The sequence below is a fragment of the Variovorax sp. AB1(2024) genome, assembly GCF_037482385.2.
GTDB lineage: Bacteria > Pseudomonadota > Gammaproteobacteria > Burkholderiales > Burkholderiaceae_C > Variovorax.
The window spans coordinates 2,632,646-2,651,477 of sequence record NZ_JBBHKP020000001.1; the positions used below are offsets into that span (position 1 = coordinate 2,632,646).

The window sequence follows — 18,832 nt, forward strand, 5'->3', positions numbered from 1 at the left end:
ACGCGACCCGCATGAAAAAGGCCGCCCCGTGCAAACGGGGCGGCCTTTTGGCTTGCGGGGCCGTTCAGGGCTTCTGCTGCTGCTTGAGCGCGTCCTGCATGGCCTTCATGGGATCGGTCTCGCCGCTGTCGGCCGGGGCGGCCTCGGGGGGCGGTGCCGGTGCGGCGCCTTCCGCGCCCGGCTGCGGTTCGGCGCCCGGCGCGGCTTCCTCGGGGCCGCCGTAGGGGTCGGCGGCCGGTCCGCCGTCCTCGGGCTTCAGGCTGTCGCGCATCTGCGCCCCGATGTCGTCGAGGTTGACCTTCACCTCCTTGTCGAGCGCGCCCGTCACGATCTGCGGGAACGCGATCAGCACGCCCACCATGGTGAGCTGGATCAGCACGAACGGGATCGCACCCTTGTAGATCTGCATCGTCGTCACCGGCTCCATGACCTTCTGGGTCACGCGGTCAACGTATTGCTTGTCGGGTGCGACGGAGCGCAGGAAGAACAGCGCGAAGCCGAAGGGCGGGTGCATGAACGAGGTCTGCATGTTCACAGCCAGCAGCACGCCGAACCAGATCAGGTCGATGCCCAGCTTGTGGGCCACGGGCGCCAGCAGCGGCACCACGATGAACGACAGCTCGAAGTAGTCCAGGAAGAACGCCAGGAAGAACACCAGCACGTTCACCGCGATCAGGAAGCCCACCGGGCCGCCGGGCAGGGACGACAGCAGGTGCTCGACCCAGATCGGGCCGTCGGCGGCCTGGAACACCAGGCTGAACACCGTGGCGCCGATCAGGATGAACATCACGAAGCTCGACAGCTTGGTGGTGGAGGCCAGCGCCTGCTTCAGCAGCGTGAGGCTCATGCGCCGGCGCACCCAGGCCATGATCAGCGCGCCCAGGGCGCCCATTGCGCCGCCCTCGGTGGGCGTGGCCACGCCCAGGAAGATGGTGCCCAGCACCAGGAAGATCAGCAGCAGCGGAGGAATGAGCACGAAGGTCACGCGCTCGGCCAGCCGCGACAGCAGGTTGAGCTTCAGGCCCTTGTTGATCAGCGCGATCACCAGGGCCACGAACACGCCGCCGCACATGGCGACCACGACCTTCTCGTCGGTGGCCACCGAGGTCACTTCCTGGCCCTGGAACCAGGTGTGCACGGCCGCCATGTTGCGCGCCAGCCAGACCGCCACCACGGCCGACAGCGCGGCGAGCGCCACCAGCGACGTGTAGCCGCCGCTGCCGTTGGGTTCGCGGAAGGTGCGGGCCTCGGGCGGCAGCGCCGGCACCTGCGCGGGCCGGAAGATCGCGAGGAACACGACATAGACCACGTACAGGCCCATCAGCATGAAGCCGGGCAGGAAGGCGCCCTTGTACATGTCGCCGACGCTCTTGCCGAGCTGGTCGGCCATGATGATCAGCACCAGCGAGGGCGGGATGATCTGCGCCAGCGTGCCCGATGCGGCAATCACGCCGCTGGACAGCCGCCGGTCGTAGCCGTAGCGCAGCATGATCGGCAGCGAGATCAGGCCCATCGAGATGACCGATGCCGCCACCACGCCGGTGGTGGCCGCCAGCAGCGCGCCGACGAAGATCACCGCCAGCGCCAGGCCGCCGCGCATCGGGCCAAAGACCTGGCCGACCGTGTCGAGCAGGTCCTCGGCCATGCCGCTGCGCTCCAATATGAGCCCCATGAGCGTGAAGAAGGGCACCGCCAGCAGTGTGTCGTTGGCCATGATGCCGATCAGCCGCTGGGGCAGCCAGGCCATCACCGACGACTGGAACACGCCGAGCTCGATGCCGACGAGACCGAAGAACAGGCCGCAGGCCCCGAGGCTGAATGCGACGGGATAGCCCAGCAGCAGGAAGCAGATCAGCCCCGCGAACATGATCGGGGCGAAGTTGGCAACAATGAATTCCATGGTGTCTGTGCTCGGCCGTTCAGTGTTGCGTGCCGGGAGCGGCCGTGCCGGCCTTGGCTGCGTCTTTCTCGGCCTGCAGGCGCAGGGCTTCGATCAGCTCGGCCTCGGCCGTCTTGTCGGTCAGCCGGCCCATGGGGTCGGGGCCTTGGCCGCGCAGGAAGGCGATGCGCTTGATCAGCTCGGACCAGCCCTGCAGCATCAGCAGCACGAAGCCGGCCGGCAGCGCCGCCCACACGGGCCAGCGGATCAGCCCGCCCGAGTTGCCGGACATCTCGCCCGACTTGTACATCTGGATCACCACGGGCATCGACAGGTAGAGCACCGTCAGGCACAGCGGCGTCAGGAAGAATGCGAAGCCGATGATGTCGATCCACACCTGCTTGCGCTTGGACAGGCGGCTGTTGATGACGTCGATGCGCACATGCTCGCGGTGCAGCAGCGTGAAGCCGGCGGCGATCAGGAACGACCAGGCGAACAGATACCACTGCACTTCGAGAAACGCGTTGGAGCTGGTGTTGAATATCTTGCGCACCACCGCGTTGAGGGCGCTGATCACCGTGGCGGCCAGGATCAGCCAGATCGCGTATTTGCCCACCTGGGCGTTGAGCCAGTCGATGGCCCGGGAAAGCTTGAGCAAGCCTTGCATTTCATCTCCATTTTTGTATTGGATGCCCCACATACGACCGCACCCGACGCACTGGCCTTGTGTGCCAGCGGGTCGGGTGCGTGAGGCGGTGCGGATTCTATCGATGTAATCGAAAGTGTCTTCTGGGGGCTACCCGGAGGCGTGGCTTGGCCATAATGTTTCATGGACCAGACACCGCGCCCCCCTCCGGCCCCGGCCGTGGCGACGTCCCAATCGATCGACTCCCCCGACATGAGCCGGGCCGGCCGGGATCTGCTTTCCCTGGCGCTGATCGACGCGCGCAACCACACGCTGCACCTGCTGTCGCTCTTCGAGCAGGCGCTCGGGGAAGGCATGCCGACGCCGCGCGGGCCCGATGTCGTGCCGCCGGTCTGGCTGGCCGGCCATATCGGCTGGTTCGCCGAATGGTGGATCGGCCGCAACACCCAGCGCGCCTTCGGTGCCGATTGCCCGGTGCGGCCCACGCGGCTGGCGGCCATCGAGCCCGGCGCCGACAGTTGGTGGAACCCGGCGCAGGCCACGCCCGACCAGCGCTGGTCGCCCGGGCTGCCCGACCTCGCCCAGACCAAGGCCTACCTGCTCGAGACGCTGGAGAGCACGCTCGAACTGCTGGAGCATGCGGCCGAGACCGACGCCGGCCTCTACTTCTACAGGCTGGCGCTGGCGCATGAAGACCTGCGCGGCGAACAGTTCGTCGTGATGGCGCAGACGCTGGGGCTGCCTCTGGGCGTCGAGCAGGCGCCCATCGTCGTCACGCGCGAGCCGCTGCTGCTGCCGGCCACCCGCTGGGAACTGGGCATGCCCGAGAGCGGCTTCGCCTTTGCGCAGGAACGCAGCGCGCATCGCGTCGACGTGCCGGAGTTCGAGATCGACGCCCAGCCCGTCACCTGGAACCAGTATGTCGAGTTCGTCGACGACGGCGGCTACGACCGCGAGGAACTGTGGCGCGGCGAAGGCTGGCGCTGGCTCTCGGCCCAGATCGAAGGGCGGCGCGGGCCGCGCCATGTGGAGCAGATCGGCGCCGCGCGGCACGGCTCCGGGGGCTCGGTGCTGCAGCATCGTTTTGGCGCGACGGTGCGCGCCGCCGGCCACCACAGCGCGGTGCACCTGAGCTGGTGGGAGGCCGATGCCTGGGCGCGCTGGGCGGGACGCCGCGTGGCGACCGAGGTCGAATGGGAGATCGCCGCGCACACCGCCGCTCGGCGCGGCTTCCGCTGGGCCGACGTGCACGAGTGGACCGCCGGTACGCTGAGCCCCTGGCCCGGCTACCGTGCCGATCCGTGGAGCGCGGGCGGGGAGTTCGATCCCGCTGCTGCATTCGGGCGTGCACGCGTGCTGCGCGGCGCCTCGTTCGCGACACGCGCGCGTCTTCGTTCACCCAAGCGGCGCGGCTTCGCCTTGCCGGAGCGCGACGACGGATTCTTCGGCTTCCGTACCTGCAGTCTTTGACTTGCCCCCAGGCTGCGCGCACTTCGTGTCGCTTCGCCAACCCCCTTCCGGGGGGCAGCGCCTGCGGCCCGGCGAAGCCGGTTCCGCGGCGCTCACGGCGGAACGCGGTGGTGTGGTCTCAATCTTTTCGAGCAACCACGCCCGGGTCGGCCGCCAGCGGCGGCGCCACTTCTTCCAGCGGCTTGCGCTCCGCGTCGGCCGCATAGCGCAGGGCCAGCAGCCCGGCCACGATGACCAGCGCCGCGCCGATACCGTAGCCCACCATCACCGCGCCACGGCTGCCTGTCTCTATCAGCAGGCCGAACAGCACCGGCGCCACGAAGCCGCCCGCGCCCATGCCGACGGCATAGAAGATGGCGATGGCCATCGCGCGCATTTCCAGCGGGAACACTTCGCTCACGGTGAGGTAGGCCGAGCTGGCGGCCGCCGAGGCCAGGAAGAACACGGCCGACCAGCACAGCGCCTGGCTGCGCGCGTCGAGCCAGCCCATCATGAACGCCCAGCCGGTGAGCGCCAGGCCCACGCCCGCGAGCACATAGGTCAGCGCGATCATCTTGCGCCGGCCCAGGCTGTCGAACAGCGGGCCCAGCAGCAGCGGGCCGAGCACGTTGCCGAGCGCGAACGGAAAGATGTACAGCGCCACGCTGGCTTCGGGCACGCCGTAGAAGCGCGTGAGGACCAGCGCGTAGGTGAAGAAAATCGCGTTGTAGAAGAACGCCTGCGACACCATCAGCGCAAGCGCGACCACGCTGCGCTGGCGGTAGCGCTTGAACAGCACGCGCGCCACTTCGCGCATCGAGGGGCTGGTCTGGCGAGCGTCGGTGTAGTCCACATGGCCCTGCGGCGCGGGCAGCGGGCCGTGCTGCGCCGAGACCTCCGCTTCGATCTGCTCGACGATGCGCCGGGCTTCGTCCGCGCGCCCGTGCGCAATGAGCCAGCGCGGGCTTTCCGGCACGTCGCGCCGCACCAGCAGGATGGCCACCGCCAGCACCGCGCCCAGCGCGAAGCCCGCGCGCCAGCCCCACACCGGGCCGATCACATGAGGGTCCAGCAGCACCAGGCTCAGCCCCGCGCCGAGCGCCGCGCCGATCCAGAAGCTGCCGTTGATCGCGAGGTTGACGCGCCCGCGCACGCGCGCCGGAATCAACTCGTCGATGGCCGAGTTGATGGCCGCGTACTCGCCGCCGATGCCCAGTCCGGTAACGAAGCGGCAGAGCGCGAAGAAAGCGAAATCCGGAGAAAAAGCCGTGGCCAGCGTGCCCACCGTGTAGACCACCAGCGTGACGAGAAAGAGCTTCTTGCGCCCGAGCCGGTCGGTGAGCCGCCCGAAGATCAGGGCGCCCAGCACCGCGCCCGCCACGTACACCGAGCCCGACAGGCCGATCTCGCCGGCGGTGAGGCCCAGCGTGTCGGGCCGCTCCAGCACCGCCCCGATGGAGCCCACCAGCGTGACCTCCAGGCCGTCGAGCACCCAGGCCACGCCCAGCGCGATCACCACGCGCCAATGCCAGCGCGACCACGGCAGGCGGTCCAGGCGGGCGGGAATGTCGCTGCGCAGAGCCGTCATGCCACCGATTATTGAAAGGCGGCCGGCGCGCCGCCTGTAGGACCTGGCCTCCGATCAGGCCGGAGGCCGCGACGGACTCAGGCCGTCTCCGCCAATGCGTCGGCCAGCGCGTTGACCATGCGGTCGATCTCGGCCTTCTCGGCGATGAAGGGCGGTGCCAGCTGGATGGTGTCGCCGCCGTAGCGCACGTAGAAGCCCTTCTTCCAGCAGTTCATGGCGATCTCGTACGGACGGCGCGCGGGCTCGCCCGGCACCGCGGCAATGGTCAGGCCGGCGGCCAGGCCGAAGTTGCGGATGTCGTTGACGTGCTTGATGCCCTTCAGGCTGTGCACCGCGTTCTCGAAGTGCGGCGCCAGCGCCTGCACGCGGCCGATCATGTCTTCCTTCTGCAGTACGTCGAGCGCGGCGATGCCGGCGGCGCAGGCCACCGGGTGCGCGCCGTAGGTGTAGCCGTGCGGGAACTCGAGCATGTAGTCGGGGCCGCCTGCCGCCATGAAGGTGTCGTAGATTTCCTTGCTGGCGACCACGGCGCCCAGCGGCTGCGCGCCGTTGGTCACCTGCTTGGCGATGTTCATGATGTCGGGCGTGACGCCGAAGGCTTCCGAGCCCGTGAGCGCGCCGCAGCGGCCGAAACCGGTGATCACTTCGTCGAAGATCAGCAGGATGTTGTTGGCGGTGCAGATGTCGCGCAGGCGCTTCAGGTAGCCCTTGGGCGGAATCACCACGCCGGCCGAACCCGCGAAAGGTTCCACGATGACGGCCGCGATGTTCGATGCGTCGTGCAGCGCGATCAGGTCGAGCAGGCGGTCGGCCAGTTCGGCGCCGTTCTCTGCCATGCCGCGCGTGAAGGCGTTGGAAGCGAGTTGCGTGTGCGGCAGGTGGTCGGCCTCGACGCCCTGGCCGAACAGCTTGCGGTTGGCCGCGATGCCGCCCACCGAGATGCCGCCGTAGTTGACGCCGTGGTAGCCCTTCTCGCGGCCGATCAGGCGAGTCTTGCTGGCCTGTCCCTTGGTGCGCCAGTAGGCGCGCGCCATCTTCAGCGAGGTGTCGGCGGCTTCGGAGCCCGAGCCGGTGAAGAACACGTAGTCCAGCCCGGCAGGCGTCAGTTCCTTGATCCTGTTGGCCAGCTCGAACGACAGCGGATGGCCGAACTGGAACGCGGGCGAGTAGTCGAGCTTGGCGATCTGGCGGCTCACTGCCTCGGTGATCTCGGGGCGGCCGTGGCCCAGGCCCGAACACCACAGGCCCGAGAGGCCGTCGAAGATCTTGCGGCCGTCGATGTCGGTGAAGTAGGCGCCCTTGGCCTCCACGATGATCCGCGGATCGGCCTTGAAGTTGCGGTTGCCGGTGTAGGGCATCCAGTGCGCGTCGAGCCAGGCGGCGTCGGTCCGCGTGGCGGGCGTGGGTTCGAGGGCGGGGGCTGCAAGGGTCATGGCGTTCCGCGCGGGCGGGCTCCGGAGGGGGTTGTGAATGCGCCGATTGTTGGCAGACCCTTCAGTGTGGAGAATGGCGCAATATCAATGTTCACTTGACACTTCATGCAAGTAAAGGCCAAGGCCCAAAACGGTGCCCAGAACAGTGCCCGCAATCGCGCCGTCCTGGGGCAGCTCAGCGACATGGACCTGCGGCTGCTCAAGGTTTTCAAGAGCGTGGTCGACTGCGGCGGCATGGCGGCCGCCGAGCTGGAGCTGAACATCGGCACCTCCACCGTGAGCCGGCATGTGAAAGACCTGGAAACACGGCTGGGCCTGGTGCTGTGCCGCCGGGGCAGGGCGGGTTTCGCACTCACCGCCGAGGGCCAGCGCGTGTACGACGAGACCCTGCGCCTGCTGGCTTCGGTCGACGCCTTTCGCGGCAGCATCGACGACATCCACAACCGCATGGGCGGGCAGCTGGAGGTGGCGCTGTTCGACAAGACCGCGACCAACCCGAAGGCGCGCATCGGCGAGGCCATTGCGCGTTTCACCGAGATAGCGCCGGAGGTGAGCCTGGCGGTGCACGTGGGCTCCATCAACGCCATAGAGCAGGGGGTGCTGGAAGGCAACTTCCAGATCGGCATCATCCCGGCGCACCGCGCCTCGCAGAGCCTGGTGTACGCGGACCTGTTCGACGAGACGATGCTGCTGTACTGCGGCAAGGGCCATCCCCTGTTCGACAGCCCCCATGCCAGGCTCACCTGGGGCAAGCTGGGCGAACACCATTTCGCGGGGCTGGGCTATCACTCGCCCAACATGGAGCTGAGCCACAGGGCGCGGTTGTCGCGCAAGGCGACTGGCTTCGACCAAGAGGCGATTGCCACGCTGATCCTGTCGGGCCGCTTCCTGGGCTTTCTGCCCGACCACTATGCGCAGGTGTTCGAGGAGCGCGGGCTGATGAAGGCGGTGCTGCCGGCCCGGTTCAACTACGCATGCAAATTCGTGAGCCTGCTGCGGCGTTCGCCGAAGCCGTCGCGGGCCGTGCTGGCGTTTCAGGATTGCCTGGAGCGGGCGCACGCCTGACCTTCGCCGTTTCTCCGGTGCACACCCCCTGAACGGACCGGCCTATCGCTGCCCGCTGGGCAGCAGCAAATGCTTGGCCCCGATGTGCGCCTCCATCTCGTGCATGTGCGCTTCTGCATCCACCATGTGCTCGGCCATCAGCCGGCGCACTTCCTCAGCGTCTTCCTTGCGGTAGGCCGCGAGCAGCTGCGTGTGGTAGTCGACATTCGTCTCGCCGAAGTGGTGGTGGTCCAGCGCATTCTTGTAGACCACCAGGTCGCGCAGCAGGTCGTTGAGAAAGCGGCACATGAACGAAAGCACCGGATTGGGGCAGCTCTCCGCCAGCATGGTGTGGAAGGCGAGTTCCGCCTCGCGCTGGGTGCGCAGTTCGTCCTCGTTGGTCGGCTCGATGGTGCACAGGCGGATGTTTTCCTCGAGCTTGTCGAACTGCTCCGGCGTCAGCCTGCCGACCACGCTCACGGCCAGTTCAGGCTCCAGTGCCTTGCGCAACTGATAGATATGGTGCCCGTCCAGGTGATGGAAATGCAGGAAGTTGCGCAGCGGCTCCGACGCATGATCGACCGACACCTGCTGCAGGTAGGCCCCGCCGCCGGGCCCCGTGCGGATGGAGACCAGCCCGCGCACCTCCAGCGCCTTCAGCGCCTCGCGCACCGTGCTCTTCGAGTACCCGAAAAGCTCGATCAGTTCTTTCTCGTTCGGTAGCCGGTCGCCGGGCTGCTTGCGCTCCGCCACGATCCAGCGCTTGACGTCTTCGACGATGACGTCCGAGAGCTTTTGCCGCTTAGGACGGTTCTGCCCCACTCTCATTGAAACGCTCCATGCCCATCGGGAGATGCGCGGGATGCGCAACAGCGCGCGATCTTAAACGGCGTCATCGGCGAGCTCCGGTCGGTGTTGGGCACAAGGATTGCTAGCGGGTTTTTACCAGCATATTAATCCTATTTATCCGCTTAAATTCGCCGGCAATCGCAGGCCCCACCTTTTCCTTGTTTCACCCACCACGACCGGAGATCCCCATGCATCGCAGACACCTCCTTCAGCTTGCCGCCCTGTCGGCCGCCCCCGCTTCCCTGCTGGCCGGCCGCGCCGCCTTTGCCCAGTCGGCCGAGGCGATCCGCTTCGGCTGCCCGGTCCCGATGTCGGGCGCCTTCGCGGCCAACGGCAAGTACGCCGACCTGGGCATGAAGCTGGCCATCGAGCAGTACGGCAGCGTGCTCAAGCGCCCGCTGGCCTACACCGTGCTCGACACCGAGGGCAAGCCGGCCACCGCCGTGCGCAAGGTGCAGGAAGCCTCGCAGCAGCAGGGCGCGAAGTTCTTCGCGGGCGGCATCCTGTCGTCGGAAGCGCTGGCCATGGGCAAGGAGGCGGAGAAGGCCGGCGGCCTGTTCATCACCACCGCGGGCGCGGACGAGATCACCGGCAAGGACTGCAACCCCGCCACCTTCCGCTGGTCGGTGCCCACCTTCGGTGCCATCGAGCAGACGGTGCGCCCGCTGATCGCCACCATGCCGAAGGCCAAGCGCTGGTACACCATCACGCCGCAGTACGTGTTCGGCGACGGCCTGCTGAGCGCGGCCAAGAACATCTTCCAGGAGAAGGGCATCGAGCACGTGGGCAACAGCTACCACTCGCTCAACGAGAAGGAGTTCAGCGGCTACCTCACGAATGCGATGGCGGCCAAGCCCGACGTGCTGCTGCTGCTGAACTTCGGCGCGCAGTCTTCCGCGGCGCTGCGCCAGGCGGTGAGCTTCGGCATGCACAAGAACATGACGATCCTCATGGCCTGGGCTTCGGGCCTGGAGCAGTTCGACGAACTGGGCGCCGACCTCTGCGAAGACGTGTACTTCGGCGCGCAGTACTGGCACACGGCCGACACCACCCTCAACAAGGACCTGGTGAAGCGCACCGCCGACAAGCTCAAGATCGTGCCCAACTACAGCCTCGCGGGCTCGTACGTCTGCACCAAGATCCTGATCGACGGCATCGTCAAGGCGGGCACGGTCGACCAGAAGGCGGTGATCGCCGCGCTCGAGGGCATGAAGTTCGACGGCCTCACCGGCACCGAGGAAATCCGCAAGGCCGACCACCAGGTCATCAAGGACTACTACCTGCTCAAGGGCAAGGCCAAGTCGAAGATGAAGAACGCGGCCGACTACGTCGACGTGGTGAGTTCCGGCAAGTCCTTCCTGCCGGCCGACAAGACCGGCTGCAGATTGGGCTAACCCCCAGGCTTGCCCACTGCGTGTGGCCTCCAACCCCCTTGCAGGGGGCAACACCTGCGGCCCGGCAAAGCCGGTTCCGCGGTGTTCCCGAAAGGTCGGGGTGCCGCATCCGAGCCCGTCATCACTCACACATATGTCCGTCTACCTGCTCCAGACCATCAACGGAATCGGCATCGGCATGCTGTATTTCCTGCTGGCCGTTGGCTTGTCCATCGTGTTCGGCCTGCTGCGTTTCGTGAACTTCGCGCACGGCGCTTTCTATCTGCTGGGTGCCTACCTGTGCTACCAGGCCATGCAGTGGGGGCTGAACTTCTGGGCCGCGCTGGTGCTGGTGCCGCTGTTCGTCGGCGCGCTCGGCTGGCTGGCCGAGAAGCTGCTGCTGCGCCGCGTGTATGCCAAGGCGCATGAGTTCCACATCCTCGTGACGGTGGGCCTCGCGCTCGCGGTGCAGGAGATCGTCATCGTGTTCTGGGGCCCGCTGGGCAACAGCGTGCCCACGCCCGACCTGCTCCAGGGCGTGGTGATGTGGGGCAGCTTCGTCTATCCGAAGTACCGGCTGTTCGTGATCGGCTTCACCGCCGTGCTCGCAGTGCTGCTGTGGTGGGTGCTCGAAGGCACGCGCCTGGGCAGCGCGGTGCGCGCGGGCAGCGAATCGACCGAGATGGTGTCGCTGCTCGGCATCAACGTGTTCCGCGTGTTCAGCCTGGTGTTCGCGCTGGGCGCGGCCACGGCGGCGCTGGCCGGCGTGCTGGCTGCGCCCATTCGCGGGGCCGAGCCCTTCATGGGCGTCGAGGCGCTGAGCGTGGCCTTCGTGGTGGTGGTGATCGGCGGGCTCGGCAGCTTTGGCGGCGCGCTCGTGGGCGGGGTGGTGATCGGCATCGTGCAGAGCCTCATGAGCACCATCTGGCCGCCGGGAGCCAGCCTGATGATCTACATCGCGATGGCGGCCGTGCTGCTGCTGCGCCCGCATGGCCTGCTCGGCCGGAAAGCATGAACGGACACGACATGCCGAGAAAAATCACATTCCTCCTGGCGCTCGTCGCCGCGCTGGGCCTGCCGCTTGTGCTGAGCTCTGGCTCGCTCGCGAGCGAGGTACTCATCTACGCGCTGGCGGCACTGGGCTGCAACCTGCTGCTGGGCTACACGGGGCTGCTGTCCTTCGGGCAAGGCATCTTCTTCGGACTGGGCAGCTACACCATCGCGATCCTGCTCACGCGCCTGCACCTGCCCATGCCGCTTGCATTGCTCGCGGCCATGGCCATGGGCGCGATCGGCGCGGCGGTGGTCGGCTGGGTCGCCATCCGCCAGCGCGGCACTTACTTCGTGATGCTCACGCTGGCCTTTGCGCAGATGTTCTATTTCATCGCCTACACCGCGACCGATCTCACGGGTGGCGACAACGGCCTGCTCGACGTGCCGCGCCCCGGCTTCATGGACACGCCGTGGAAGTACTACGCTTTCGTGGCGGTGATTTTCCTCATCGCCTTCGGCCTGCTGCTGCGCGTGACCGATTCGATTTTCGGGCGCACGCTGCTCGCCATCCGCGACAACGAGGACCGGGCCGCCGCCGTGGGCTACGACCTCAAGCGCTTCAAGCTGCTGGCCTTCATGATCTCCGGCGCCGTCACCGGACTGGCGGGCGGGCTGCACGCCATGATGACCGGCATCGCGCCGCTGTCGAACGCCGAATACCACACGAGCGAGATGATCCTGGTCATCACCGTGATCGGCGGCACCGGCAACCTGTTCGCGTCGGTGCTGGGCTCGGCCTTCTATGTGCTGCTGGCCGACTGGCTCTCCACGCTGTGGCCGCGCTGGCTGCTGCTGCTGGGCCTGCTGCTGATCGGCGTGAGCATCGGCATGCAGCGCGGGCTCTGGGGGCTGGGCGAGGGCGTCTGGAAGCGCGTCTTCCGGCGCTCGCCACCGGCGGCGCCGGACGCTGCCGCCGCGCAAGGAGAAAAGGCATGAGCGACGTTCTCATCGAAGCCATCGGCGTTACCAAGCACTACGGCAAGTTTGCCGCGCTCGGCGGGGTCGACCTGAAGATCAGGCGCAACACCGTGCACTCGGTGATCGGCCCCAACGGCGCGGGCAAGACCACGCTGTTCCACATGCTCACGGGTACCGGCACCACCACGGGCGGGCGCATCCTGTTCGACGGCCACGACGTGACGCGCGAGCCCGACCACCGGCGCGTGCAGCGCGGCATGGCGCGTTCGTTCCAGGTCACGGCGCTGTTCCTGAGCCTGCCGGTGCGCGAGAACCTGCGCGTGGCGGCACAGGGCGTCTCGCCGCGCCAGGCCATGAACTGCTGGCGCGCACCGGTCGGTGAACTGGCCTGCGCGCAGACGGTGGACGAAGTGCTGCAGCGCGTCGGCCTCGAGCGGTTCGCGAACACGCCGGCCAGCGAGCTTTCGCACGGGCAGCAGCGCCGCCTCGAGGTGGGCATGGCGCTGGCCGCCAGGCCGAAGGCCATCTTCCTCGACGAGCCGACCTCGGGCATGGGCATCGACGACCTCGACGACATGAAGCAGCTCATCCGCAGCCTGCGCGACCGGCACACCGTGGTGCTGATCGAGCACAACATGAACATCGTGATGGACATCTCCGACACCGTGACCGTGATGCAGCTTGGCCGCGTGCTCGCCGAAGGGCTGCCGGGCGACATTCGCGCCGATGCGCGCGTGCGTACGGCCTACCTTGGCAACATGATCACAGGAGGCAAGGCATGAGCGGCGGGAAGAACATCCTCGAAGTCGAGGCGCTGCACGCGCACTACGGCAAGAGCCACGTGCTGCAGGGCGTCTCGATGCGCGTGGGCGAGGCCGAACTCGTCACGCTGCTGGGGCGCAACGGCGCGGGCAAGTCGACCACGCTCAAGAGCATTGCCGGCGCGGTCACGCCCACGAGCGGGCGCGTGCGCTTCCAGGGAGCGGACATCGCGGGCATGCCGCCGCACCGCATCGCCACGCGCGGCGTGTGCCTGGTGCCCGAGCACCGCGGCGTCTTCAAGCTGCTGACGGTGGAAGAAAACCTGCTGCTCGGCCTGCGGCGCGAGTCGCCCTGGCAGCTGGCCGACATCTACCGCATCTTCCCGCGCCTCAAGGAGCGGCGGCGCAACGGCGGCGGACAGCTGTCGGGCGGCGAGCAGCAGATGCTGGCCATCGGCCGCGCGCTCATGAACCACCCGCGCCTGCTGATCCTCGACGAGCCGGTCGAAGGACTCGCGCCGGTGATCGTCGAGGAAATCGTCGCGCAGCTGAAGACCATCAAGGCGGCCGGCGTGGCCATCCTGCTGGTCGAGCAGAACCTCGAAGTCTGCGTGCAGCTGGCCGACCGCCACTACATCGTGGAGCAGGGCGTGATCGTGCACGAGGCCGGCAATGCCGCCTTCATGGCCGACCACGAAGTGAAAGACCGCTACCTGGGCGTGGGCCTTGCTTGAGGCCTGCCGCAACACTCATCCTTACCGCAAAGCCATGAACTCACACACTGAACTCCGCATCGACGGCCAGCGGCTCTGGAATTCGCTGATGGAACTGGCGCAGCTCGGCGCCACCGAGAAAGGCGGTGTCTGCCGCATCGCGCTGACCGACCTCGACCGCCAGGGCCGCGACCTGTTCGTGCGCTGGGTGCGCGAGGCGGGCTGCGAAGTCCGCGTGGACGCCATCGGCAACATCTTCGCGCGCCGCGCTGGCCGCAACAACGCGCTGCCGCCCGTCACCACCGGCAGCCACATCGACACGCAGCCCACCGGCGGCAAGTTCGACGGCAACTACGGCGTGCTCGCGGGCCTGGAGGTGATCCGCTGCCTCAACGACGCCGAAGTGGAGACCGAGGCACCGCTCGAAATCGCGGTGTGGACCAATGAAGAGGGCTCGCGCTTCGTGCCCGTGATGATGGGCTCCGGCGTGTTCGCCGGCGCGTTCACGCTCGAACACGCACTGGCGCAGCGCGACAACGACGGCGTCAGCGTGTCCGACGCGCTCGCCGCCATCGGCTACGCGGGCAGCACGCCCGCGTCGGCGACGGCATCGCCGGTGGGCGCGTACTTCGAGGCGCACATCGAGCAGGGCCCGGTGCTCGAAGCCAACGAGCGCGTGATCGGCGTGGTGGAAGGCGCACTGGGCCAGCGCTGGTACGACGTGGCGGTGCAGGGCATGGAAGCCCATGCCGGCCCCACGCCGATGGCCCTGCGCAAGGACGCGCTGCTGGCCGCTGCCGAACTCGTGATCGAGGTCAACCGCATTGCGCTCGCCCATGCGCCGCATGGGCGCGGCACCGTCGGCTGGATCGACAACTACCCTAATTCGCGCAACGTGATTCCGGGGCGCGTGAAGCTCAGTGTCGACTTGCGCGCGGCCGACGACGTGGTGCTGTCGGCCATGGACGCCGAACTGAAAGAGACCGTGCAGCGCATCGCGACGAAGGGCAAGGTCGAGATGTCGGTGGAGCAGGTCGTGTATTTCCAGCCGCAGCCTTTCACGCCGAAGCTGGTGTCGGCGGTGCGCGAAGCCGCGCAGGCGCAGGGCATGACCTGGATGAACGTGATCAGCGGCGCGGGCCACGACGCGGTGTACCTCGCGCGCGTGTGCCCCGCGGCCATGATCTTCGTGCCCTGCCTCGACGGCATCAGCCACAACGAGATCGAGGACGCGCAGCCCGACCACCTGGAAGCCGGCTGCAACGTGCTGCTGCAGGCCATGCTGCAAAGCGCGGGAGTCGCGCAATGAAAGTGCTGATCGCGCGCCTCAACCACGAGACCAACACCTTCTCGCCCGTGCCCACGCCACTCTCGGCCTTCGGGCCCGACGGGCCGACTTTCGGCGAGCAGGCCTACCGCGACAACAAGGGCATGCGCACCGCGATGTCGGCCTTCATCGACCTGGCCGAGGCGGCGGGTGCCGAACTCGTCACGCCGGTGTCTGCCTCTGCCAACCCGAGCGGGCCGGTCGATGCCGCTGCCTACACCTTGCTGACGCAATGCATCGTCGATGCCGCGCCGGGCTGCGACGCCATCCTGCTCGACCTGCACGGCGCGATGGTTGCGCAGAACAGCGTGGACGGCGAAGGCGACCTGCTCGTGCGGCTGCGCGCGGCGGCGCCGGGCGTGCCCATCGGCGTGGCGCTCGACCTGCATGCCAACGTCACGCCCGCGATGGTTGGGAACGCCGACGTGATCGTCGGCTTCAAGACCTATCCGCACATCGACATGTACGAAACCGGCGCGCATGCCGGCCGCCTGCTGTTCGACATGCTCGCCGGACGCGGCAAGCCAGCGATGCGCTGGCACCGTCTGCCGCTGATGGCGCACACGCTGCGCAGCGCATCGTTCACCGGCGCGATGCAGCGGGCCATCGAGGCGGCGCGCGAGGCGGAGAAATCGGAGTCGCTCGCGGTGTCGATCCTGGCGGGCTTCTCGCTGTCGGACATCGAGGCGCCGTGCATGAGCGTGATCGTGGTCGATGCGCATTCGCCGGAGCGCGCGCAGGCCACGGCCGACCGCATCGCCGCGCAGATGTGGAACGAGCGCGAGGCTTTCGTCTACCGCAGCGAGCCGATGGCCGAATCGATTGCGCGCGCGAAGCTCGTCGCGGAAGGCGCCACGCGCCCGGTGCTGCTGCTGGACCACGGCGACAACTGCATGTCGGGCGGCAGCTGCGACACCATGGACGTGCTGCAGGAAGCGCTGGCGCAAGGGCTGCACGGCATCGGCGTGGGGCCGCTGTGCGACCCCGAGGCGGTGGCGCAGTTCGTCGCCGCGGGCGAGGGCGCCGAGGTGACCGTGGCGCTGGGCAACAAGGTTTCGCTCGAAGGCATCGGCCTGAAGAAGACGCCGGTGCGGCTGACGGGTACCGTGCGTGCCGTGAGCGACGGCGAATACGTGATCACCGGCCCCACCTACACCGGCCAGCGCAGCAGCATGGGCCGCACGGTGCTGTTCGACATCGGCGCGGCGCGCATCGTGGTGACGGAACGCACGCAGGAGCCGTGGGACATCGGCGTGTTCGAGTGCGCGGGGCTCGATCCGCGCAAGGAGCGCTTCCTGCTGCTCAAGTCGCGCATGTACTGCCGGCCGGTGTTCGAGCCGCTGTCGGCCGCGCTGGTGGAGTGCGACAGCCCCGGCGTGACGAGTTCCGACTACAGCCTGTTTCCGTTCAGCAAGGTGCGCAGGCCGGTGTTTCCGCTCGACGCGGATGCGGAGATGGCACGGGCGGCATGACCTCCCAGGTCATCGACGCTGTGCGCGTGCGGCGCGACCATTCACTCACCCCGCGATGTTGCGGGTCGAAACTCCCGAAAGGAATGGTCATCATGAACACCGCCGCACACGACGCCGCCACGATCGCCCAACGCTACATCGCCGTCTGGAACGAGACCGACGCCGCGCGCCGCGCCGCGCTGATCGAAGCCGGCTGGACCGCCGATGCCCGCTACGTCGACCCGATGGCGCAGGCCAGCGGCCGCGAGCAGATCAGCGCGCTGGTCGACGCTGTGCACCAGCGCTTTCCCGGCTTCCGCTTCAATCTGCTGGGCAAGGCCGACTCCCACGGCGACCACCTGCGCTTTTCATGGACGCTGGGCCCGAGCGGCGCCGAGGACCTGATCCAGGGCACCGACTTCGCGCAGGTGGAGGCGGGCAAGCTGCGCTCGGTGACCGGCTTCCTCGACAAGGTCCCGGTCGGCGCCTGAACCAAAGCTGAACAGCCGCGAGCTTCGGAAGGGTCAGTCCGGCGCGCCGGCCGGCCGGCCGCGCCACAGCTTGCGGTACACGGTCGCTCGGCTGATGCCCAGCGCCCGGGCGGCCTCCGCCACGTTGCCACGGGCGTCGGCCACCGCCTTGCGTATCAGGGCGGTCTCCACGTCGCGCAGCCGGGGCCGGCTGTCCGCCGCGGGCAGCCCACCCGGTGTGCCGCGCCCGCCGTGCTGGGGTTGAACCTGCACCCGCAGGCCCGACCACAGCGGCACTTCGAGCATGGCGTCGCCGCGCCGGGCGGCGTCGAACATCATGTGCAGGGGCAGGGCAAACAGGTCGTTGAAATGCAGCGCCTGCTGCTCGCGCGCCAGCGGCTGGTGCAGCATCTGGCGGGCGGCCGCGTTGGCGCCGGTGACGCGGCCTTCGCCGTCGATGCACAACAGCCCCTCGGTGGCTTCGCTGGCCGCGCTGCCGGGCCAGGCCAGGCGAAGCAGCAGCTCGCAGGGTTCGCGCAGCACCAGCATGTTCTCTATGCTGCGCGCGGACAGGGTGGCCAGGTGCCGCAGCTCCGGGCGTTCCACCACCTGCACGCCGGTCAGGTCGAGCATGCCGATGCAGTCGCCTCGGGGACCGAACAGCGGCGCGCCGGCGCAGCTGTAGACGCTGGTGTCGTCGAAGAAGTGCTCGCCGCGGTGCAGCCACACCGATTCCTGCTCGGCCAGTGCGGTGCCGATGGCGCTGGTGCCGATCGCCCGCTCCGACAGGTCGACGCCGATGCGGCCGATGTCGCGCGCATAGCGGCTGGCGGCGTCGGTGCCGTCGGGCAGGTTGCCGACATCGACCACGATGCCGTCGGCGTCGGTCAGGATGGCGAAATAACGGGTGTCGGCAATGGCGCGCGAGAGCCGCTCTATCACCGGCCGCGCGGCGGCGACCAGCACGCGGTTGCGCTCGGCGGCATCGCGCTGCGCGGACTGGCTCACCGGGTCGAAACTGATGCGCTGCTGGGGGCGCCGGCCGGCCTCGATGCAGCGCTGCCAGGAGCGGCTGATCCAGGAGTCGACGCGGGCCGTTGCGCGCGCCCTGGGGGATTCGCCGTGAATCAGCTCGCGGCGGGCCTGGGCGATGGCCAGCGAACGCTCAGGGGCTGGCGAAACGATTGAAGCGACAGGCATCGTGGGGTGTTCGCGCGGTGTGGGGGCTTTTGCCGGCTCGCAGGATGGCAAGCTGTTTCATTTTGAGAATTTCGCGCCGTCTGTGCAAGTGTCAAGGGTTTTGCCTAGGATAGTGCGGGAGGTCGGCATCCAAGATGCTTTCGCTGAATTAGCCATCACCTTTCACGGAGACAGCCAAATGCAGGTCGCTTTCAAGATCAACGGCCGTGAGGCCACGGTCGACGCTCCTCCCAACACCTTTCTCGTGCATGCAATCCGGGAGCACCTCCATCTCACCGGTACCCACGTCGGGTGCGACACGGCACAGTGCGGCGCCTGCACCGTCCTTGTGAACGGCCGTGCCGTCAAGTCCTGCAACATCCTGGTCGCGCAGGCGGCCGGCGCCGACATCACCACCATCGAGGGCATCGCCGATGCCGACGGCGCCATGCACCCGATGCAGGCGGCCTTCAAGGAGTGCCACGGCCTTCAGTGCGGCTTCTGCACCCCGGGGATGGTGATGAGCGCCATCGACCTGTGCACCCACCACCCCAAGTCGAGCGAATCGGAGATCCGCGAGCTGCTCGACGGCAACCTGTGCCGCTGCACGGGCTACCAGAACATCGTGAAGGCCGTGAAGATGGGCGGCGAGGCCATGGCCTCGGGCACGCCCGTCAAGACAACGGCAACCGCCTGAGG

General features: G+C 68.0%; 17 protein-coding genes. 11 read left to right on the top strand and 6 right to left on the bottom strand.

Annotated elements, in window-relative coordinates; genetic code table 11:
* Positions 1 to 64: 64 nt before the first annotated feature.
* Complete coding sequence (locus WIX39_RS12295) at positions 65 to 1,900, bottom strand: TRAP transporter large permease (RefSeq protein WP_081266843.1); 1,836 nt, start codon at positions 1,898 to 1,900, stop codon at positions 65 to 67.
* Between the two features lie 19 nt (positions 1,901 to 1,919).
* Positions 1,920 to 2,546 (bottom strand): TRAP transporter small permease subunit, encoded by a 627-nt coding sequence (locus tag WIX39_RS12300; protein WP_081266842.1) that lies wholly within the window; start codon positions 2,544 to 2,546, stop codon positions 1,920 to 1,922.
* A gap of 162 nt (positions 2,547 to 2,708) precedes the next feature.
* Here WIX39_RS12300 and WIX39_RS12305 point away from each other — a divergent pair, with 162 nt between their 5' ends.
* Positions 2,709 to 3,995, top strand: coding sequence for an SUMF1/EgtB/PvdO family nonheme iron enzyme (locus WIX39_RS12305; RefSeq protein WP_106935194.1), 1,287 nt, complete (start codon positions 2,709 to 2,711; stop codon positions 3,993 to 3,995).
* A 118-nt stretch (positions 3,996 to 4,113) separates the two neighbouring features.
* On the opposite strand, the gene WIX39_RS12310 is transcribed toward WIX39_RS12305, so the two are convergent.
* Positions 4,114 to 5,562, bottom strand: coding sequence for an MFS transporter (locus WIX39_RS12310; protein ID WP_106935193.1), 1,449 nt, complete (start codon positions 5,560 to 5,562; stop codon positions 4,114 to 4,116).
* Positions 5,563 to 5,639: 77 nt separating this feature from the next.
* A complete protein-coding gene (locus WIX39_RS12315; protein WP_409195082.1) occupies positions 5,640 to 6,995 on the bottom strand; it encodes an aspartate aminotransferase family protein in 1,356 nt (451 codons plus the stop codon).
* Positions 6,996 to 7,100: 105 nt separating this feature from the next.
* Between WIX39_RS12315 and WIX39_RS12320 the strand changes: the two genes are divergently transcribed.
* Positions 7,101 to 8,060 (top strand): LysR family transcriptional regulator, encoded by a 960-nt coding sequence (locus WIX39_RS12320; protein ID WP_081266838.1) that lies wholly within the window; start codon positions 7,101 to 7,103, stop codon positions 8,058 to 8,060.
* Positions 8,061 to 8,102: 42 nt separating this feature from the next.
* On the opposite strand, the gene WIX39_RS12325 is transcribed toward WIX39_RS12320, so the two are convergent.
* The gene (locus WIX39_RS12325; RefSeq protein ID WP_409195083.1) at positions 8,103 to 8,867 is read right to left on the bottom strand and encodes a FadR/GntR family transcriptional regulator; all 765 of its coding nucleotides are present in this window, start codon (positions 8,865 to 8,867) and stop codon (positions 8,103 to 8,105) included.
* 209 nt (positions 8,868 to 9,076) lie between these two features.
* On the opposite strand from WIX39_RS12325, the gene WIX39_RS12330 reads away from it, so the two are divergent.
* The 8 genes from WIX39_RS12330 (at position 9,077) to WIX39_RS12365 (ending at position 16,975) form a co-directional block, all read left to right on the top strand.
* Positions 9,077 to 10,282 (top strand): ABC transporter substrate-binding protein, encoded by a 1,206-nt coding sequence (locus tag WIX39_RS12330; RefSeq protein WP_081266836.1) that lies wholly within the window; start codon positions 9,077 to 9,079, stop codon positions 10,280 to 10,282.
* A 133-nt stretch (positions 10,283 to 10,415) separates the two neighbouring features.
* Positions 10,416 to 11,276: a branched-chain amino acid ABC transporter permease gene (locus WIX39_RS12335; protein ID WP_409195084.1), complete on the top strand. Its 861-nt coding sequence runs from the start codon at positions 10,416 to 10,418 to the stop codon at positions 11,274 to 11,276.
* A gap of 11 nt (positions 11,277 to 11,287) precedes the next feature.
* Positions 11,288 to 12,250 (top strand): branched-chain amino acid ABC transporter permease, encoded by a 963-nt coding sequence (locus tag WIX39_RS12340; RefSeq protein ID WP_409195085.1) that lies wholly within the window; start codon positions 11,288 to 11,290, stop codon positions 12,248 to 12,250.
* The gene (locus WIX39_RS12345; protein ID WP_409195086.1) at positions 12,247 to 13,014 is read left to right on the top strand and encodes an ABC transporter ATP-binding protein; all 768 of its coding nucleotides are present in this window, start codon (positions 12,247 to 12,249) and stop codon (positions 13,012 to 13,014) included. The genes WIX39_RS12340 and WIX39_RS12345 overlap by 4 nt, the downstream gene beginning before the upstream one ends.
* On the top strand, positions 13,011 to 13,727 hold the full coding sequence (locus WIX39_RS12350; RefSeq protein ID WP_409195087.1) for an ABC transporter ATP-binding protein: 717 nt from the start codon (positions 13,011 to 13,013) through the stop codon (positions 13,725 to 13,727). Before WIX39_RS12345 ends, WIX39_RS12350 begins: the two co-directional genes overlap by 4 nt.
* A 34-nt stretch (positions 13,728 to 13,761) precedes the next feature.
* The gene (locus WIX39_RS12355) at positions 13,762 to 15,015 is read left to right on the top strand and encodes a Zn-dependent hydrolase (RefSeq protein WP_409195088.1); all 1,254 of its coding nucleotides are present in this window, start codon (positions 13,762 to 13,764) and stop codon (positions 15,013 to 15,015) included.
* Positions 15,012 to 16,505 (top strand): M81 family metallopeptidase, encoded by a 1,494-nt coding sequence (locus tag WIX39_RS12360; RefSeq protein WP_409195089.1) that lies wholly within the window; start codon positions 15,012 to 15,014, stop codon positions 16,503 to 16,505. Before WIX39_RS12355 ends, WIX39_RS12360 begins: the two co-directional genes overlap by 4 nt.
* Before the next feature lie 92 nt (positions 16,506 to 16,597).
* Positions 16,598 to 16,975: a nuclear transport factor 2 family protein gene (locus WIX39_RS12365; protein ID WP_409195090.1), complete on the top strand. Its 378-nt coding sequence runs from the start codon at positions 16,598 to 16,600 to the stop codon at positions 16,973 to 16,975.
* Positions 16,976 to 17,008: 33 nt separating this feature from the next.
* Here the strand turns inward: WIX39_RS12365 and WIX39_RS12370 are convergent, their stop codons facing one another.
* Positions 17,009 to 18,154, bottom strand: a complete 1,146-nt coding sequence (locus tag WIX39_RS12370) for a helix-turn-helix domain-containing protein (RefSeq protein ID WP_081266830.1) — start codon at positions 18,152 to 18,154, stop codon at positions 17,009 to 17,011.
* Positions 18,155 to 18,332: 178 nt separating this feature from the next.
* On the opposite strand from WIX39_RS12370, the gene WIX39_RS12375 reads away from it, so the two are divergent.
* A complete protein-coding gene (locus tag WIX39_RS12375) occupies positions 18,333 to 18,830 on the top strand; it encodes a (2Fe-2S)-binding protein (protein ID WP_081266829.1) in 498 nt (165 codons plus the stop codon).
* The last annotated feature ends 2 nt before the right edge of the window (positions 18,831 to 18,832 follow it).

What these genes read in the sequence shown, in the direction of transcription:
- WIX39_RS12295 (WP_081266843.1), bottom strand. Translation starts at nt 1,900, where the DNA reads ATGGAATTCATTGTTGCCAACTTCGCCCCGATCATGTTCGCGGGGCTG.
- WIX39_RS12300 (WP_081266842.1), bottom strand. Translation starts at nt 2,546, where the DNA reads ATGCAAGGCTTGCTCAAGCTTTCCCGGGCCATCGACTGGCTCAACGCC.
- WIX39_RS12305 (WP_106935194.1), top strand. Translation starts at nt 2,709, where the DNA reads ATGGACCAGACACCGCGCCCCCCTCCGGCCCCGGCCGTGGCGACGTCC.
- WIX39_RS12310 (WP_106935193.1), bottom strand. Translation starts at nt 5,562, where the DNA reads ATGACGGCTCTGCGCAGCGACATTCCCGCCCGCCTGGACCGCCTGCCG.
- WIX39_RS12315 (WP_409195082.1), bottom strand. Translation starts at nt 6,995, where the DNA reads ATGACCCTTGCAGCCCCCGCCCTCGAACCCACGCCCGCCACGCGGACC.
- WIX39_RS12320 (WP_081266838.1), top strand. Translation starts at nt 7,101, where the DNA reads ATGCAAGTAAAGGCCAAGGCCCAAAACGGTGCCCAGAACAGTGCCCGC.
- WIX39_RS12325 (WP_409195083.1), bottom strand. Translation starts at nt 8,867, where the DNA reads ATGAGAGTGGGGCAGAACCGTCCTAAGCGGCAAAAGCTCTCGGACGTC.
- WIX39_RS12330 (WP_081266836.1), top strand. Translation starts at nt 9,077, where the DNA reads ATGCATCGCAGACACCTCCTTCAGCTTGCCGCCCTGTCGGCCGCCCCC.
- WIX39_RS12335 (WP_409195084.1), top strand. Translation starts at nt 10,416, where the DNA reads ATGTCCGTCTACCTGCTCCAGACCATCAACGGAATCGGCATCGGCATG.
- WIX39_RS12340 (WP_409195085.1), top strand. Translation starts at nt 11,288, where the DNA reads ATGCCGAGAAAAATCACATTCCTCCTGGCGCTCGTCGCCGCGCTGGGC.
- WIX39_RS12345 (WP_409195086.1), top strand. Translation starts at nt 12,247, where the DNA reads ATGAGCGACGTTCTCATCGAAGCCATCGGCGTTACCAAGCACTACGGC.
- WIX39_RS12350 (WP_409195087.1), top strand. Translation starts at nt 13,011, where the DNA reads ATGAGCGGCGGGAAGAACATCCTCGAAGTCGAGGCGCTGCACGCGCAC.
- WIX39_RS12355 (WP_409195088.1), top strand. Translation starts at nt 13,762, where the DNA reads ATGAACTCACACACTGAACTCCGCATCGACGGCCAGCGGCTCTGGAAT.
- WIX39_RS12360 (WP_409195089.1), top strand. Translation starts at nt 15,012, where the DNA reads ATGAAAGTGCTGATCGCGCGCCTCAACCACGAGACCAACACCTTCTCG.
- WIX39_RS12365 (WP_409195090.1), top strand. Translation starts at nt 16,598, where the DNA reads ATGAACACCGCCGCACACGACGCCGCCACGATCGCCCAACGCTACATC.
- WIX39_RS12370 (WP_081266830.1), bottom strand. Translation starts at nt 18,154, where the DNA reads ATGCCTGTCGCTTCAATCGTTTCGCCAGCCCCTGAGCGTTCGCTGGCC.
- WIX39_RS12375 (WP_081266829.1), top strand. Translation starts at nt 18,333, where the DNA reads ATGCAGGTCGCTTTCAAGATCAACGGCCGTGAGGCCACGGTCGACGCT.